This window comes from Neisseria sp. GT4A_CT1, from assembly GCF_000227275.1.
In the GTDB taxonomy this organism is placed as follows: Bacteria; Pseudomonadota; Gammaproteobacteria; order Burkholderiales; family Neisseriaceae; genus Neisseria.
Map to the genome: position 1 here is coordinate 43,297 of NZ_JH164968.1, position 16,234 is coordinate 59,530.

A 16,234-nucleotide genomic window follows, 5' to 3' on the forward strand; every position below is an offset into this window, starting at 1 on the left:
AAACCCTAAAACAAGGTTTCAGACGACCTTTTATAGTGGATTAACTTTAAACCGGTACGGCGTTGCCTCGCCTTGTCCTGATTTAGTTAATCCACTATATGTATGCCGCTTAGGGTTTTTCGTAAACGAAAATAATGTCCAAGTCTTTTTTCGGCAGGAAATTTTCTTTGACTGCTTGGAAGCGGTTCGGCCCTACTTTGCGCAAGGATTTGTCCCAACAAAGCGAAATCACGGTATTGGGCTCGCGGTCTATGGTCAACGTGAATTTACCGATGGGTTTTGCCCAGTTGGCACCTGTGGTCAGGATATAGCCCAAATGGTGATAGACCTTTGAACCTCCTTCCACAGTTTTAAAGTTTTTAAGGAAGTTTTCATCCATGCAGTACTCATCTATGAATGCTTTGCTGTCTTTGGCTTTAAGCGAAGGCAGGAAGCTGCCGCCGACCAGCGGGGTGTATTGGTGTTTGATTTCGGTGACGCTGCCGGCTTTGAAGGTTTGCTTCCAGCTGTAAATAATCTGCGACGACCAATAGGACAGTTCATCCGTCTGTTTGGACAGCATGGATTGGACTTTGGCGGAGCGGCAGGCTCCGATTTTGCTGTCGATTTTTTCACCATCTTGCTTTTGCGTCCAAGGGTGCATCAGTTCCTGATCGCTCAAACCGCATTTTTTCAAATCGGCGGTCACGTCCACCAGCGAGCCGTTACTCCGTTCAAAATAGGCACGGACGTGGGTTTGCGGGCGGACAGGTTTGCCGTCGGCGTAAATTCGGAAGCTGTCAACCAAGCCTTTGGTGTCGGCAAAGTCGGAATCGGTGAAAGCAGGAACAATCGGCAAAGGGAAAAGGACAGTTTCGGTAAGGTCTTGCGAGGAGGTGTTTTTAAACCGGTAATGCACGCGAATCTGGTGTTCGCTGATGTACAAATCTTCGCTCTGCATATCGATATGCGGATTTTTCAGATATTTGATGCCGCTTGTGCTGACTGTACCCATGCTGTCGTTGGCATGGGCTGCTCCGGCAAGCAGGAGGAGCAGGAGGAAAGAGTGGGGTTTCATGGGTTCAAAGTCCTTAAAAACAGGTCGTCTGAAACGGCATTTCAGACGACCTTCTTAATGAATCAGTATTTAATCTACGCCTTTGAGCATTTTATTCAAAATAGGTACAAGCAGCAACAATACCAAACCGGTTATCACGCCTATGCCGCAAATCATCCAGTAGAAATCCAGCGGTGCTTTCTCATTGAATCCCTCTTTGAACAACACGCCACCCAAAGTGAAACCCACTGAAAAACCCAAGAAATTGAGCGCGACCATTTGCGTTTTGAACATGGGCGGGGCGATTTTGGTCGCGATGGAAAGTGCAATCGGCGAGATCATCAGTTCGCCTATGGTGAGGACGAGCAGGAACAGTGCGAAAACACTAATCGGCATGGGTGTCTCTGATGAGACATACGGTACGAATATCAGATAGGATATGCCGACAACAATCATCGCCAATACGAATTTAAACGGGGTTTTCGGCTGATATTTGCCCATTTTCGTCCAAATTGCCGCCATCATGCCCGAGAAGAGGATGACCCACATGCTTTGGATGGAATCTTTCCATGCAACGGGGACAGTCCAGCCGAATAGGGTGCGGTCAACCGTTTTGTCAAAATATACCGTTGCTACGGAATAGACTTGGTACCAGACTGCCCAAAACAGGCAGATGGTCAGAAACAGCGGAATATAGGCAATGATGTGGCGTTTGTTTTCAGACGACACATGGCTGCTGCCGAGCAGGCGCGAGAAATAGGCGATAATGGTCAGAATGACCGTACCGAGCAGAAATTTGGGGAAGTTGTCCAAATTGATCGTGCCCGAGGCAATCAGGCTGCCGATAATCAAGACAATCAACACGGCGACTGCCGCAGCGGTCTGCACTTTTTCAGGGCGCAGCGGATTGGGGGCAGGCGTATGCGGCAGCAGTTTGCGTCCCGCAGAGTAAAGGCACAGCCCCAAAGCCATACCGACTGCCGCCGCGCCGAAGCCGTAGTGGAAACCCATCTTCGTTTGCAGCAAGCCGGTCAAGAGCGGGCCTAAAAAGCCGCCGATGTTGATGGAGATATAGAAAATGGAAAATCCGGCATCGCGCAGGGGCTTCATGTGATCTGCCTCATAAAGCGAACCGACCATCGAGCTTGCCGACGATTTCACGCCGCCGCTGCCCAATGCGATACACACCAAGCCGCTCAACAGCCCGTACAGCCCCGGTGCGATTGCCAAAACGATGTGTCCGAGCATGACCACGATGCCGGAAATAAACAGCGTTCTCTCCGCGCCCCAAATCCGGTCGGCAAGCCATGCGCCGAGTATGGTGGACAGATACACGCTGCCGCCGTATGCGCCGACAATGCCGCCGGCGAGCGACTTGTCTATGCCCAAACCGCCTTTATTGGCAGCGTAATAGAGATAGATCATTAAGATACCCTGCATCCCGTAAAACGAGAAACGTTCCCACAATTCGATATGGAACAGGGTAGAGAGCTGGATGGGATGCCCGAAGAAGGTTTTTTCCTTGCGGGCGGACTGGTTGTCAGACATATTAAAGTTCTCCTGTTGGCAGAGGTTGGGCAGACGGACCGCCCCGGCGGAAACCTGCCTGCCCCGCCGGCATTTTCAATATTTTTCTTAGAGCGGGCGCGGGCGTAAGGATTGCCTGCCGCACCCTGCGGGTTTGGCGGGAAACGCCCGTATCCGATGCTTTCATCTAGGATTTACAGGAGTTTACGATGCCAAACATTTTTCGGTTTTTAGCCGAATCTGAAACGCTTGTCAAACGGCATATGGCAAAGGTTTGAGGCTGCACAGGTAAACCGCATTTTGATTTAAGCAGGGGTCGTCTGAAAACGTATCGGCAAAAAGGAGGCATTTTCAGGCGGAAGGCGCGGGCGTATCATGCCCTTCATGAACATCATGCCTTTACGCCCCGAACACGTCGAACCGCTCGCCCGCGCGCTTTATCTGCAATGGCATGATTTTGCGCCGTGGTCGTCTATGGACAAAATCCGCGCCTATTACGCGGAATGCCTGAACGGTGAGAACCTGCCGCTGGCGTTTGCCGCCGTCGGAAAGGACGGCGCGCTGCTGGGTTCTGCCGCGCTCAAACGGCACGATATGGAGGAGTTTCCCCAATACGAATATTGGTTGGGCGATGTGTTCGTTTTGCCCGAACACAGGGGGACGGGCGTGGGCGGCCTGTTGATTGGACACTGCCTCGCCGCCGCCCGCCAAATGCGCCTGCCCAAGCTTTACCTTTATACGCCGGACGTGCAGTCGGTTTACGAGAAATACGGCTGGTGTGAAATTAAGACCTGTCGGCACAACGGCGAGACGGTGTCGGTAATGGAATTGGTATTGGAGGGGGACGGACAATCCGGTTGAATGTGACACCCATCTTGTGACGCAGGGGTCGTCTGAAACCCGATCTTTGATTTTCAGACGACCTTTTTATTTACGCATATGGGAACTGTTTATCATTGCAACGTTCTATAAAAGGATTGACTTCAAAGCGATACGGCGTTGCCGCGCCTTGTCTTGATTTGAAGTCTCTCCGGCATATTTGGGCTGAAGCGGAATCACTCGAAAACGGCGACTTCATCACCGTTTTTATTGATTTTGCTTCAGCGCAGACCGAAACGGACAGACAACCGTTTCGTCCCGTTCTCGGTAATATTTTGCACTCAAGCAGAGCCTGCTCTGCGCCAGACCGACTGAGAGGAATCCAGATTGAACAGCTTACGCCATCTTGCCCTGATATTTGCTTTGTCCGCGCCCGTACTCACGCTGGCGCAGACCGTATCGCAAACGCTGCCCAACGGGTTGAAGATTATTGTGAAAGAAGACCGCCGCGCGCCGGTCGCCGTGTCGCAGCTTTGGTATAAAGTCGGCAGCGTGGATGAAAAACAGGGCAAAAGCGGTTTGAGCCATGCCTTGGAACACATGATGTTTAAAGGCACGCAGGCCGTACCTTCGGGAGAATTCAACCGCCGTGTCGCCGCTTTGGGCGGAGAGAACAATGCCTACACCAACCGCAGCGAGACGGTTTATTACGAAAACATCGCGGCGGCAAACCTGCCCGAAGTGTTGAAGCTCGAAGCCGACCGTATGCATAACCTCAATTTCAGTGATGAAGAATTTCTCAATGAAATGAACGTTATCCGCGAAGAACGCCGCCAACGCACGGAAGACACGGCGGACGGCAAGCTGTGGGAACAGGTGTATCTGAACAGCTTTACGCTGCCTTCGATGAAAGCCGCGGTCATCGGTTATATGAATGATTTGCACACGCTCAAAGCCGATGACCTGCGCGACTGGTATCAGCAATATTACGCGCCGAACAATGCCGTTTTGGTGATTGTCGGTGATGTCGATGCCAAGAAGACGCTCAAAACCGCGGCGGAACTGTTCGGCAACATTCCCGCCAAGCAGCAGCCCGACCGCAATATGCTTGCCAAAGAACCGTTCAAACGCGAACCTGTGAATTTTCAGACGACCTCGGTGGTCACGCGCCAACCCTTGGTCAGCTTGAACTACCGCGTCCCCGGATTGGAAAGTCTGGACGACAGACTGCCCTATGCGCTGGATGTCCTGTCGGAAATCTTGTCGGGCAACTCGTCCAGCCGCTTGGATAAAAACCTGATACGCGGCAAACAGATGGCTTTGAGTACGGGCGCAAGTTACGACCTGATCAGCCGTGAAATGCCGTTGTTCAGCATCTTCGCCATGCCGGCGGACAACGTCGAAGTCGATGCCGTCATCGCCGAATTGCGCCGCGAATTGAAAGACATCGCCGAAAACGGAGTCAGCGCCGAAGAGCTGAACCGCATCAAAGCGCAGTCGGAAGCGTCCGAAATCTACGAGCGCGACTCTATGGAAGCACAGGCTTCCATCATCGGGCGGCTGGAGGCGCGCGGCTTCGAATACAGCGACGAAGCGGAAATCCGCCGCCGCCTGAAAGCCGTCAGCGTCGAAGATGTGCAGGCCGCCGCGCAGCTGCTGACGGATGACCGCTTGGCGACCGTGGTCGTGATGCCCGACCCGAAAATCCTGTACCACCCGATTGTTCAGGCGGCAAACAAGCCTCAACCTAAATAAACCGACCCAAGGGGTCGTCTGAAACCGCTTTTCCCGTTTTCAGACGACCTCCGAACCGACACCGCCCGAAGTGGCACATGACTCGGAACGGGGCGGAATACGGCGCCAAACCGCCCTTCCGCCCCGGCAGCCGGGTTAAACCGCAAAGGAATATCCGATGAAATCCCTTCCCCTCATATTAGCCCTCGCCTTCTCCACCGCCGCACAGGCAGGCGTGGACATCCAACGCTGGACCACCGGCAACGGCACAGAAGTCCTTTTGGTCGAGCAACACGACAACCCCATCGTCGATATGCAGGTCAACTTCAAAGGCGCGGGCAGCGTGTTCAACCCCGAAGGCAAAAGCGAAGTGGCGGAATTCACCGCCGCCCTGCTGACCGACGGCACGGAAAAGCTGGACGAAGAAGCCTTTAATGCCGCCGCCGACGATATTGCCGCCCAAATCGACAGCAGCAGCGGACAGGAAAGCTCTGCCGCCGTCTTGCGCAGCCTGAGCCGCCCCGAAACGCTCAAAAAAGCCGCCGGACTGCTCAACCAATCCCTGACGCACCCCCGTTTTGACCCCGCCGTGTTCGACCGCCGTCAAAAAGAGGCGGTGACCACCCTCCAGCAACAGGAAACCACCCCCGACTTCACCGCCGGACGCGCCCTGACCAAACTTGCCTATCCCGACCACCCATACGGCAGCGGCGCCAACGTCACCGCGGAGAGCATCCGCAAAGTCAACCTTGACGACATCCGCGCGTTCCACCGCAGCCGCTACGGCAAAGACAACGCCATCGTCGCCATCGTCGGCGACATCAACCGCAAACAAGCCGACCAGCTTGTGAAAAACGTGTTGAACGGCCTGCCCGACCGCAGCAAAGCCGCCCACACCGTCCCGCCCGTCAAACCCAATCCGGCACAACGCCGCAACATCCCGTTTGCCGGCGAACAGGCGCAAGTCTTGCTCGGTATGCCGCTGATTAAACGCCACGACCCCGACTATTACGCCTTGGTTGCCGGCAACTACATCCTCGGCGGCGGCGGTTTCGACAGCCGCCTGATGAAAGTCTTGCGCGACCGTTACGGCTACACCTACGGCGTATACAGCAACCTCGAACCGGCGACCGAAGCGGGTATGTTCACCATCGCCTATTCCACCCAGAAGAAAAACACCAAAGACTCGCTCGTACAGGCTCAGGCGGTCATCAAACAATTCATCGAAGAAGGCCCGACCGAAGAAGAACTGGCGCAAGCCAAAGCCAACATCATCGGCAGCTTCCCCCTGCGTTTCGATTCCAACGCCAAACTGGTGAAATACCTCAGCATCATCGGTTATCACAACCTGCCCAACGACTATCTCGAAGCCTACCCCAAAGCCATCGGCAAATTGACCGTGGCGCAAGTCAAAGACGCTTGGAAGCGCCGCGTCAAACCTGAAGATTTGCACATTGTCGTCGTCGGTGCCGAATAACCCCGCCGCCCATCCTTGTCCGACAGATACAGCCTGTCGGACAAGGCTTGAGGGGAACGGCGGCTCCATTCCGCCACATGGCAAAAAGGTCGTCTGAAAGCGCAGCTTCAACAATATCCCAACAGACATTGCGAAGCTGCGCCCGACAGTTTTCAGACGACCCTTCCGACCATTCGTACTCCGTAAACGCCCTTCGGAAGAATTCTCCCCGCCCGCCCGCAAAAACCGTCAAAATCCCTTATAATTCCGAACCTAAACGAATCCCGTCCTGCCGGCAGCACCGTCGGGACTTGTCTTAACAACGAAAGAAACACTGTGGACAAACTCAAAATCACCGCCAACGGCCCGCTCAACGGCGAAATCACCGTATCCGGCGCAAAAAACGCTGCCCTGCCGCTGATGTGCGCCGGACTCTTGACCTCCGGCACCCTGCGCCTGAAAAACGTACCCATGCTCGCCGACGTCAAAACCACCCAAAAACTGCTGCAAGGCATGGGCGCGCGCGTTTTGACCGACAACATTCACGAATTCGAAATCAACGGCGGCACGGTCAACAACACCTGCGCCCCCTACGAACTGGTGAAAACCATGCGCGCCTCCATCCTCGTGCTCGGCCCGACGCTGGCGCGTTTCGGCGAAGCTCAAGTCAGCCTGCCCGGCGGCTGCGCCATCGGCTCTCGCCCTGTTGACCAGCACCTCAAAGGCCTCGAAACCATGGGTGCGGAAATCACCATCGAACACGGCTACGTCAAAGCCAAAGGCCGTCTGAAAGGCACGCGTGTCGTCATGGACGTCGTTACCGTCGGCGGTACGGAAAACCTGCTGATGGCGGCAACCCTCGCCGAAGGCACGACCATCCTCGAAAACTGCGCCATCGAACCAGAAGTCGTCGATTTGGCGGAATGCCTCGTCAAAATGGGCGCGAAAATCAGCGGCATCGGCACGTCAACCATGACTGTCGAAGGCGTAAAAGAGCTGCACGGCTGCGAACACAGCGTCGTACCCGACCGCATCGAAGCCGGCACCTTCCTCTGCGCCGTCGCCATGACCGGCGGCAAAGTCGTCCTGCGCAACGCCGCTCCCAAAACCATGGAAGCCGTATTGGACAAACTCGTCGAAGCGGGCGCCATCATCGAAGCGGGCGACGACTGGATTTCCATCGACATGCAGCAGCGTCCCAAAGCAGTGGACATCCGCACCGTCGTCCACCCCGGCTTCCCGACCGACATGCAGGCGCAGTTTATGGCGATGAACGCCGTTGCTGAAGGCGACAGCCGCGTCGTCGAAACCATCTTTGAAAACCGCTTCATGCACGTTCCCGAACTCAACCGCATGGGCGCGAACATCACCACCGAAGGCAACACCGCCTTCGTCAAAGGTGTGGAAAAACTCTCCGGCGCCGTCGTGATGGCGACCGACCTGCGCGCCTCCGCCAGCCTCGTCATGGCAGGCTTGGTCGCCGGAGGCGAAACCATCGTCGAACGCATCTACCACCTCGACCGCGGCTACGAACACATCGAGAAAAAACTCGGCAAAGTCGGCGCGAAAATCGAGCGGGTACGCGGTTAAGAGCCTTGTTTAAACAGGTCGTCTGAAACGCCCCATCCCGATTTCAGACGACCCCGAGCCTCCATTTCAGACCCAAACCGACCACCATGAGGGGATCATCATGAACTTCAACAACCTGCTCAATCAAATCTTGGGAACCGTTCAAAAAAGCGGCAAATCCGTTTCCGACAGCCCGCTCAATTCTTTTGGCGGCGGCGCTTTGGTCGGCGGACTGGCGTCCATGCTGATGAAGAAAAAAACCGCCAAATCGCTGGTCAAAGTCGGCTCCGTGGCGGCTTTGGGTTATCTGGCGTATCAGGGTTATCAAAACTGGCAGAAAAACAAGCAGCAGGAAGCCGTGCCGCAAGGCGCGTTCGAGCCTGCCGGACTGCTCGCCGAAACACACAGCCGCGTGATTTTGCGCACCATGATTGCCGCCGCGGCTTCGGACGGTCTGATTGACGACGCGGAAAAACAAGTCATCGCCCGTGAAAGCGGCGACGACCCCGAAACCGCCGCATGGCTTGCCGCCGAATACGCCAATCCGGCAACAGTAGAAGAACTCGCCGCCGCCGTCGGCAACGATCAGGCGTTGGCAGCGGAAACCTATCTGGCGGCACGATTGGTCTGCGCAGACTTGTCACGCAAAGAAATCGTCTTCCTCAGCCGCCTGTCGCAAGCCTTGGGACTAGACGACAATCTGGTGGAAAGCCTGGAAAAACAGCTGGAATTGGCATAACGCTTTGTATAGTGGATTAAATTCAAATCAGGACAAGGCGACGAAACCGCAGACAGTACAGATAGTACGGAACCGATTCACTTGGTGCTTCAGCACCTTAGAGAATCGTTCTCTTTGAGCTAAGGCAAGGAAACGCCGTACCGGTTTAAAGTTAATCCACTATAAAACCGACCATCCGCGACGAAACGGATAGTCGGTTTTTTATTCGGTTCAACCTTTGCCTGAACACCCGATTCAATGCCAAGGGGTCGTCTGAAAAGTTTCAGACGACCCCTTTTCAACATAACGGGCAGGTTTGTCTTTTCCTCCACCCGATCGCAAAAGAACGAGAAAGGGCAGCTTTCGGCTACGCGGCATACAATCCGCAAACCATGCTTTCCCGACAGACCAAAGGAAAACCGTTTTCCCGATACGGCTGCGCCCATTTTGAAATCGCCCTTTTCCCGAAACCCGACCCAATCAAAAAAGGTCGTCTGAAACTTTTCAGACGACCTTTGCTTTGACTTCCGACAGCTTGGGGATTTAAAACAGCCCGAGCTTATTTTTTAATCGCGGTACGCATATTGTCGGCGATGTGGGTCGCGCCTGCGGTCAGACCGGACATACCGATCAGCGATGCGGCGGCGAGTTTGATCAATTCTTTCATTTTGAGTCTCTTTCTTGTGTTTGTGTTGCGGATGTTATAGTGGATTAACTTTCAACCGGTACGGCGTTGCCTTGCCTTGTCCTGATTTAAATTTAATCCAATATATCGTCGGATCGGCTGATTATTTGCCGGCTTCGGCGATGTTTTTGGCGGCGGTCGTCGCGCTGGCGGTCAGACCGGACATGCCAATCAGGGAGGCGGCTGCCAATTTAATTAAGTTTTTCATGGTCATCTCTCTTTCTTTTGTTCCCGCCGCCGAACTTGGCGGTCTGCGGTTCGCGCTTGTGTCGGCATCTGATGCCGGAATCGGTTGAAAGCCGAAAGCCGCTCCGCCGCGGGCGGGAAGGTTGTTTGTGGGGGTTTGGGAAGCGTTTAAAATATTTCGTTTGTTTTCAAATTATTTTTTTGCAGCGGTTTCGATATTGCGGGCAACCATAGAGGCTGAAGCGGTAACACCGGCCATACCGATTAAAGAGGCTGCGGCCAAGGTCAATAAATTTTTCATTTCGGGCAATCCTTTTACATATTAATCAAATGTTATTTAACAACATTTGTATTCGTCGTCGACATGTCTGCCATATCGACAGGTGTCATGATACCGCCTTAATTGATAAATTATACAGTTTTTTTGTAAAGAAAATAGCGGTATTAATGCTTTAATGTGATTATTTTGATAAATTATTTTTAGTTTTGAAAATGACACCGATGTCTTGAAGAATGACACCGATGTCTTAGTTACAAGCCGATTACAAATTGTTTATTTTAGAATAGATGCTCTCGGATTTTTTGTTGCCAAATTACATCATTTTAGAAAATTTTTAAATTTTCCTTTTATTTTTCAATTAGATAAAAAACAACACTTTTCCGCTTGGCTTTTGGGTTTTTAGCCTCAGACTATAATCGCCATTGCCATTTTTTAAATGATCTATCCATTTTTGGCAAAAACAGGTCGTCTGAAACCAAAATCCCTGCCCGACAAACCGGAATCCGCTGTTTTCTTGTGATATCGCTCATTAAATATAGTGGATTAACTTTAAATCAGGACAAGGCGACGAAGCCGCAGACAGTACAGATAGTACGGAACCGATTCACTTGGTGCTTCAGCACCTTAGAGAATCGTTCTCTTTGAGCTAAGGCGAGGCAACGCCGTACCGGTTTAAAGTTAATCCACTATACTCAAGCGCGCAGCGAGCTTGTCCTGCAAACATGCTATATTGCCGTTTTTGCTTTTTCCGTTTTCAGACGACCTATGAATGCCCCGCTCCTTCTGACCGCCGCGCTTGCCTTTTTGTCCGGCGCGCTCATCACTTGGCTGCTCGCCCGCAACAAGGCGCAGACGCAGCAGTTTGCCCTGATGCAATCGCTTACCGAGTGCCGCCAGCATCTTGAATTTGCCGAACAAAATCAGGCGCAAACCGCATCCGAGCTTGCCGACGCGCGCTATCATGTCCAAGATTTGCAGGGCGAGTTGCAGGAATTGGGCAACCGCTTTGCCGCCGCCGAACGCCAAATCGGCTATCTTCAAGAGCGCGAACAGGAAGCAGGTCGTCTGAAACAAGATTACGCCGAGCTTCAGGAAAACGCGCACAACCTGCACGTCCGCAACGAACGCCTCCACATCCAGCTCGAACAGGAACGCCTCGCCGCCGACGAAAAGCTCAAGCTCCTTGCCGAAGCCCGCCAAAGCTTGGGCGACCAGTTCCAAAACCTCGCCAACACCATTTTGGAAGAGAAAAGCCGCCGCTTCACCGAGCAAAACCGCGACCACCTCAGCCAACTGCTGACCCCGCTCAACGAACGCATCCACGGCTTCAGCGAGCTGGTTCAGCAAACCTACGAAAAAGAAGCGCGCGAACGGCTGACCCTCGAAAACGAACTCAAACGCCTGCAAACCCTCAACACCCAACTGCACAGCGACGCCAAAGCCCTCACCGACGCGCTCACCGGCACGCAAAACAAAACCCAAGGCAACTGGGGCGAGATGATTTTGGAAAGCGTTTTGGAACATTCCGGCCTGCAAAAAGGGCGCGAATACACCGTCCAAGCCGCCGCCGTCCGCCAAGAAGAAGACGGCGCGCGCCGCCTCCAGCCCGACGTCCTCGTCAACCTGCCCGAAGGCAAACAAATCGTCATCGACTCCAAAGTCTCGCTGACCGCCTACGTCCGCTACACCCAAGCCGCCGACGCCGCAACCGCCGAACGCGAACTCGCCGCCCACGTCGCCAGCATCCGCGCCCACATCCGCAGCCTGTCGCAAAAAGACTATACCGACCTCGAAGGCGTGCGCACGCTGGACTTCGTGTTTATGTTCATCCCCGTCGAACCCGCCTACCTGCTCGCCCTGCAACACGATGCCGCCCTGTTCCAAGAATGTTTCGACAAACGCATCATGCCGGTCGGCCCGAGTACGCTGCTCGCCACCCTGCGCACCGTCGCCCACATCTGGCGCAACGAACAACAAAACCAAAACGCCCTCGCCATCGCGGCAGAAGGCGGCAGGCTTTACGACAAATTCACCGGCTTTGTCCAAACGCTCGAGACCGTCGGCAAAAACATCGACCAAGCACAAAGCCAGTTCCAACAAGCCTACAAACAGCTCTCGCAAGGACGCGGCAACCTCGTCAGCCGCGCCGAGAAACTGCGTGCGCTGGGCGTCAAAACCACCAAACGCCTGCAACGCGATTTGACAGAAACCGCCCAAGAATCCGCCTTGCAGGATAAGGGTTTGCCGGAAGGGGAAGAAGATTGACGGATTGTCCGTCGTCGGATTTCAGACGACGTATCAAAGACAAAAAGGGCGCATGATGCATCCTTTTATAGTGGATTAACTTTAAACCAGGACAAGGCGACAAAGCCGCAGACAGTACAGATAGTACGGAACCGATTCACTTGGTGCTTCAGCACCTTAGAGAATCGTTCTCTTTGAGCTAAGGCGAGGTAACGCCGTACTGGTTTAAAGTTAATCCACTGTATCGTTTCAAACCTTATTCGCCAGCAATCCGCGTTTCTAGCTGTCGGAGGAAAGAACAAGTATCGTGGCGGTAAAAAGGTCGTCTGAAAAACGGCGGGTCGGGTATGAATTGCTTACCACGCCGTTTTCAGACGACCTTTCGTGTTATCGCGCCTTTATTTCACTTTGCCTTTCAATGCGCCGTAGCCTGCCGCGTCCATTTGTTCCAGCGGGATGAATTTCAGGCTCGCGCCGTTGATGCAGTAGCGCAGGCCACCTTTGTCTTTGGGGCCGTCGGCGAAGACGTGTCCCAAGTGCGAATCGGCGGCATGGCTGCGCACTTCGGTGCGGCGCATGTTGTAGCTGAAATCGTCGTGTTCGGTAACGGCGGCGGCGTTAATCGGGCGGGTGAAGCTCGGCCAGCCGCAGCCGGAATCGAATTTGTCGGCGGAAGAAAACAGGGGTTCGCCGCTGACGACGTCCACATAAATGCCGGGTTTGAACAGATGGTCGTATTCGTGGCTGAAGGCGTATTCGGTCGCGCTTTTTTGAGTAACTTGGTATTGCTCTTCGGTCAGGATGCGTTTGAGTTCGGCATCGCTGGGTTTTTTATACGTTGCCGCGTCGAAGCCTTTGCCTTGCGGGGCGGCTTTGGTTTTGCCCGGCAGCGGTTCGTCGGCTTTGCGGATGTCGATGTGGCAGTAGCCGTTGGGGTTTTTAATCAGGTAGTCCTGATGGTATTCCTCGGCGTCGTAGAAGTTTTTCAGCGGCTCGTTTTCGACGACGAGGGGCTGTTTGTATTTTTGCTGCTCGCGTTTGAGGGCGGCGGCGATGACGGCTTTTTCGGCGGGGTCGGTGTAGTACACGCCGCTGCGGTATTGCGTGCCGGTGTCGTTGCCTTGTTTGTTGAGGCTGGTCGGGTCAACGACGCGGAAATAGTATTGCAGGATGTCGTCGAGGCTGAGTTTGTCGGCATCGTAGGTGACTTTGACGGTCTCGGCATGGCCCGTATCGCGGTAGGACACGTCTTCGTAGCTCGGATTTTTCGTTTTGCCGTTGGCGTAGCCGGATACTGCGTCAACCACGCCGTCTATGCGTTGGAAATAGGCTTCCAAGCCCCAGAAGCAGCCGCCGGCGAGGTAGATGGTGCGCGTATTCATGATTTTTGAATCCTTTTTCTGTGTGTCGGGTTTGTAGAACGCGTTTTTCAGACGACCTAAATCGGCATTCGGGTCGCGGATTAACGCCAATGCCTGCGCTTCGTTGATGCTGCCTTTGACGATGCGCTGCACGTCGCCGTCCTTACCGATTAACGCCCACGAAGGGTAAACGCTGATATTCAGGCTTTGGGCGATGGTGCCGCCGTTGTCGGTCACGACGGGCAGCTTGGGATAGTTCAAACCGGCATACCATTTTTGAAAGTCGCCGTCTTTTTTCTCGTGCAGAAAGCCCGGAGACGCGACGGTAATCAGGTTGGCGGAGCCGAACCGCTTATCCTGCGCCCATTTTTCGGTTTGTCCCAATTCGGACAAACACAAAGGACACCAGCTCGCCCAGAATTTAATCAGGGTGGGTTTGTCTTTTTTCAAATAAACGCTGGCGGGGCGGTTGTCCGCGGTTTTCAAAGTGGACAAGGTGTGCGGCACGGTCGCGGCTTCGGCATCGGCGATTTTGGGCGAACAGGCACCCAGCGCAAACAGACAGCCGAACTTGGCGCAAAGGGAAAAGAAGGTACGGGGTTTCATCTCTAATGTTTCCTGTGTGGACGGTTTGTATGATTAGACGTTGGGAATGTCCAAACCTTACAGCCTTGCACATAAAAAAGCAAAAGGTCGTCTGAAAATAAACGCCTATATTATTAAATTTGCATTTTCAAACAGCATTTCCATTGCAGCGGCGGCATAAAAGGCATACACTGACTACACACGACTACAACAACAGGAGAACTTGAAATGAAACAATTGGCCATGTACATCAACGGACGCTTTGAAAACGATTTCAACGGCGAATGGCGCGACGTATTGAACCCTTCCACCGAAGAGGCCATCGCCCGCGAACCTAAAGGCGGCAAAGCGGACGTTGACCGCGCCGTAGCGGCGGCGCGTGCGGCGCAACCGGCATGGGAGCGGCTGCCTGCGGTCGAACGCGGCGCGTATTTGCGCAAAATCGCCCAAGGCATACGCGAACGCGCCGACGAGTTGACCGACACCATCGTTGCTGAAGGCGGCAAAACCAAAGACTTGGCGCGTGTGGAAGTCATGTTCACCGCCGACTATCTCGATTACCAAGCCGAATGGGCGCGCCGTTACGAAGGCGAAATCATCCAAAGCGACCGCCCGCGCGAAAACATTTTATTGTTCAAACGTCCGCTGGGCGTCGTGGCAGGCATCCTGCCGTGGAACTTCCCCTTCTTCCTGATTGCCCGCAAAATGGGCCCTGCTTTGGTCACGGGTAACACCATCGTCGTCAAACCCAGCAGCGTGACCCCGATCAACTGCCACATCTTCGCCGAAATCGTCGATGCGGTCGGACTGCCCGCAGGCGTGTTCAACGTGGTGAACGGCCCCGGCGCGGAAATCGGCAATGCCTTGTCCGCCCATCCGCAAGTCGATATGGTCAGCCTGACCGGCTCCGTCGAAGCAGGCCGCCAAGTGATGGAAGCTGCTTCCGCCAACATCACCAAAGTCTCGCTGGAACTCGGCGGCAAAGCGCCCGCCATCGTTTTGAAAGACGCGGATTTGGACTTGGCAGTGAAATCCATCTTGGCTTCGCGCGTCGGCAACACCGGTCAAATCTGCAACTGCGCCGAGCGCGTCTATGTCCACAGCAGCCTGAAAGACGCGTTCATTGAAAAAATGACCGCCGCCATGAAAGGCGTGCGCTACGGCAACCCTGCCGAAGCGGAAGCAGGCGCGCTGGAAATGGGCCCGCTGATTGAAGAGCGCGCCGTCAAAGCCGTTGCCGAAAAAGTGGAACGCGCCGTCAAACAAGGTGCGACGCTGGTCTGCGGCGGCAAACGCGCCGAAGGACGCGGCTATTTCTTCGAGCCTACCCTGCTGACCGACACCGACAACAACATGGACATCATGAAGGAAGAAACCTTCGGCCCCGTCCTGCCTGTTTCCACTTTCGACACGCTCGACCAAGTCATCGCCTTGGCAAACGACTGCGAATTCGGTCTGACCAGCTCCGTTTACACCACCAACCTGAACGAAGCCTTCTACGTCACCCGCCGCCTGCAATTCGGCGAAACCTACATCAACCGCGAAAACTTCGAAGCCATGCAGGGTTTCCATGCTGGCTGGAAAAAATCCGGTATCGGCGGCGCGGACGGCAAACACGGTTTGGAAGAATATCTGCAAACCCAAGTCGTTTATCTGGAAACCAATATTTGATAACGCCTTGATGTGTTGACATAAAAGGTCGTCTGAAAATTTTCAGACGACCTTTTTCTATGTTCGGACGCAACGTATTAAGGCGGGACACAAAACATCATCGCGACGGTTCAAACCAGACGATTTGTCCTTTATCGATATGTATCGGCACGGTATCGCCGGCGGGTAGCTGTCCGGCGGGCAACAGGGTGGTCAGTTCGCCGTATTCGGGGTGGGCGAAAGTCAGGCGCAGGCTGTCGGGCAAAGGGGTGAGGGACAGGATGCGGCAGGGTGTGCCTTGCGAGTCGGGACGGATGGCGTGTGTCGGGATGTGGCGCGCATCGTCGGTGTTGGGCAGCCCGAGCAGGCGGGCGGCTTGGGCGT

The 16,234-nt window shown here is 54.3% G+C and carries 11 protein-coding genes and 2 pseudogenes; 9 read left to right on the top strand and 4 right to left on the bottom strand.

The window, feature by feature from the left end; all coding sequences use genetic code 11:
- Positions 1-109 precede the first annotated feature (109 nt).
- Positions 110-1,057 carry a DUF4424 family protein gene (locus HMPREF1028_RS08930; protein ID WP_009312460.1) on the bottom strand — a complete coding sequence of 316 codons (948 nt, stop codon included), beginning with the start codon at positions 1,055-1,057 and terminating at the stop codon, positions 110-112.
- Between the two features lie 69 nt (positions 1,058-1,126).
- Positions 1,127-2,584 carry an oligopeptide:H+ symporter gene (locus HMPREF1028_RS08935; protein ID WP_009312461.1) on the bottom strand — a complete coding sequence of 486 codons (1,458 nt, stop codon included), beginning with the start codon at positions 2,582-2,584 and terminating at the stop codon, positions 1,127-1,129.
- Positions 2,585-2,938: 354 nt separating this feature from the next.
- On the opposite strand from HMPREF1028_RS08935, the gene HMPREF1028_RS08940 reads away from it, so the two are divergent.
- From HMPREF1028_RS08940 to rmuC, 8 genes and pseudogenes are all read left to right on the top strand, one after another.
- Positions 2,939-3,424, top strand: a complete 486-nt coding sequence (locus HMPREF1028_RS08940) for a GNAT family N-acetyltransferase (protein WP_009312462.1) — start codon at positions 2,939-2,941, stop codon at positions 3,422-3,424.
- 345 nt (positions 3,425-3,769) lie between these two features.
- Positions 3,770-5,137 (top strand): pitrilysin family protein, encoded by a 1,368-nt coding sequence (locus HMPREF1028_RS08945; RefSeq protein ID WP_009312463.1) that lies wholly within the window; start codon positions 3,770-3,772, stop codon positions 5,135-5,137.
- A gap of 157 nt (positions 5,138-5,294) precedes the next feature.
- Positions 5,295-6,593 carry a pitrilysin family protein gene (locus tag HMPREF1028_RS08950; protein ID WP_009312464.1) on the top strand — a complete coding sequence of 433 codons (1,299 nt, stop codon included), beginning with the start codon at positions 5,295-5,297 and terminating at the stop codon, positions 6,591-6,593.
- A 315-nt stretch (positions 6,594-6,908) separates the two neighbouring features.
- The gene (gene murA / locus HMPREF1028_RS08955) at positions 6,909-8,162 is read left to right on the top strand and encodes a UDP-N-acetylglucosamine 1-carboxyvinyltransferase (RefSeq protein ID WP_003760990.1); all 1,254 of its coding nucleotides are present in this window, start codon (positions 6,909-6,911) and stop codon (positions 8,160-8,162) included.
- Positions 8,163-8,262: 100 nt separating this feature from the next.
- Positions 8,263-8,880 (top strand): DUF533 domain-containing protein, encoded by a 618-nt coding sequence (locus HMPREF1028_RS08960; RefSeq protein WP_009312465.1) that lies wholly within the window; start codon positions 8,263-8,265, stop codon positions 8,878-8,880.
- Positions 8,881-8,887: 7 nt separating this feature from the next.
- Positions 8,888-8,950 (top strand): annotated as a pseudogene (locus HMPREF1028_RS15175) (transposase); the annotation flags it as partial.
- Between the two features lie 301 nt (positions 8,951-9,251).
- Complete coding sequence (locus HMPREF1028_RS15730; protein ID WP_283119084.1) at positions 9,252-9,383, top strand: hypothetical protein; 132 nt, start codon at positions 9,252-9,254, stop codon at positions 9,381-9,383.
- 1,392 nt (positions 9,384-10,775) lie between these two features.
- Positions 10,776-12,275 (top strand): DNA recombination protein RmuC, encoded by a 1,500-nt coding sequence (gene rmuC, locus HMPREF1028_RS08965; RefSeq protein ID WP_009312469.1) that lies wholly within the window; start codon positions 10,776-10,778, stop codon positions 12,273-12,275.
- 377 nt (positions 12,276-12,652) lie between these two features.
- Here rmuC and msrAB read toward each other — a convergent pair whose 3' ends face one another.
- Positions 12,653-14,221 carry a bifunctional peptide-methionine (S)-S-oxide reductase MsrA/peptide-methionine (R)-S-oxide reductase MsrB gene (gene msrAB, locus HMPREF1028_RS08970; RefSeq protein ID WP_009312470.1) on the bottom strand — a complete coding sequence of 523 codons (1,569 nt, stop codon included), beginning with the start codon at positions 14,219-14,221 and terminating at the stop codon, positions 12,653-12,655.
- A gap of 207 nt (positions 14,222-14,428) precedes the next feature.
- Here msrAB and aldA point away from each other — a divergent pair, with 207 nt between their 5' ends.
- Entirely contained in the window at positions 14,429-15,871 is a 1,443-nt protein-coding gene (aldA, locus tag HMPREF1028_RS08975) for an aldehyde dehydrogenase (protein ID WP_003760973.1), read from the top strand.
- A 97-nt stretch (positions 15,872-15,968) separates the two neighbouring features.
- Here aldA and HMPREF1028_RS08980 read toward each other — a convergent pair.
- A pseudogene (locus HMPREF1028_RS08980) lies at positions 15,969-16,234 on the bottom strand (ABC transporter ATP-binding protein); the annotation flags it as partial.

Excerpts from the sequence above, each read along its gene's own strand:
- HMPREF1028_RS08930 (WP_009312460.1), bottom strand. The coding sequence starts at position 1,057 with ATGAAACCCCACTCTTTCCTCCTGCTCCTCCTGCTTGCCGGAGCAGCC.
- HMPREF1028_RS08935 (WP_009312461.1), bottom strand. The coding sequence starts at position 2,584 with ATGTCTGACAACCAGTCCGCCCGCAAGGAAAAAACCTTCTTCGGGCAT.
- HMPREF1028_RS08940 (WP_009312462.1), top strand. The coding sequence starts at position 2,939 with ATGCCCTTCATGAACATCATGCCTTTACGCCCCGAACACGTCGAACCG.
- HMPREF1028_RS08950 (WP_009312464.1), top strand. The coding sequence starts at position 5,295 with ATGAAATCCCTTCCCCTCATATTAGCCCTCGCCTTCTCCACCGCCGCA.
- HMPREF1028_RS08960 (WP_009312465.1), top strand. The coding sequence starts at position 8,263 with ATGAACTTCAACAACCTGCTCAATCAAATCTTGGGAACCGTTCAAAAA.
- HMPREF1028_RS15730 (WP_283119084.1), top strand. The coding sequence starts at position 9,252 with ATGCTTTCCCGACAGACCAAAGGAAAACCGTTTTCCCGATACGGCTGC.
- rmuC (WP_009312469.1), top strand. The coding sequence starts at position 10,776 with ATGAATGCCCCGCTCCTTCTGACCGCCGCGCTTGCCTTTTTGTCCGGC.
- msrAB (WP_009312470.1), bottom strand. The coding sequence starts at position 14,221 with ATGAAACCCCGTACCTTCTTTTCCCTTTGCGCCAAGTTCGGCTGTCTG.
- aldA (WP_003760973.1), top strand. The coding sequence starts at position 14,429 with ATGAAACAATTGGCCATGTACATCAACGGACGCTTTGAAAACGATTTC.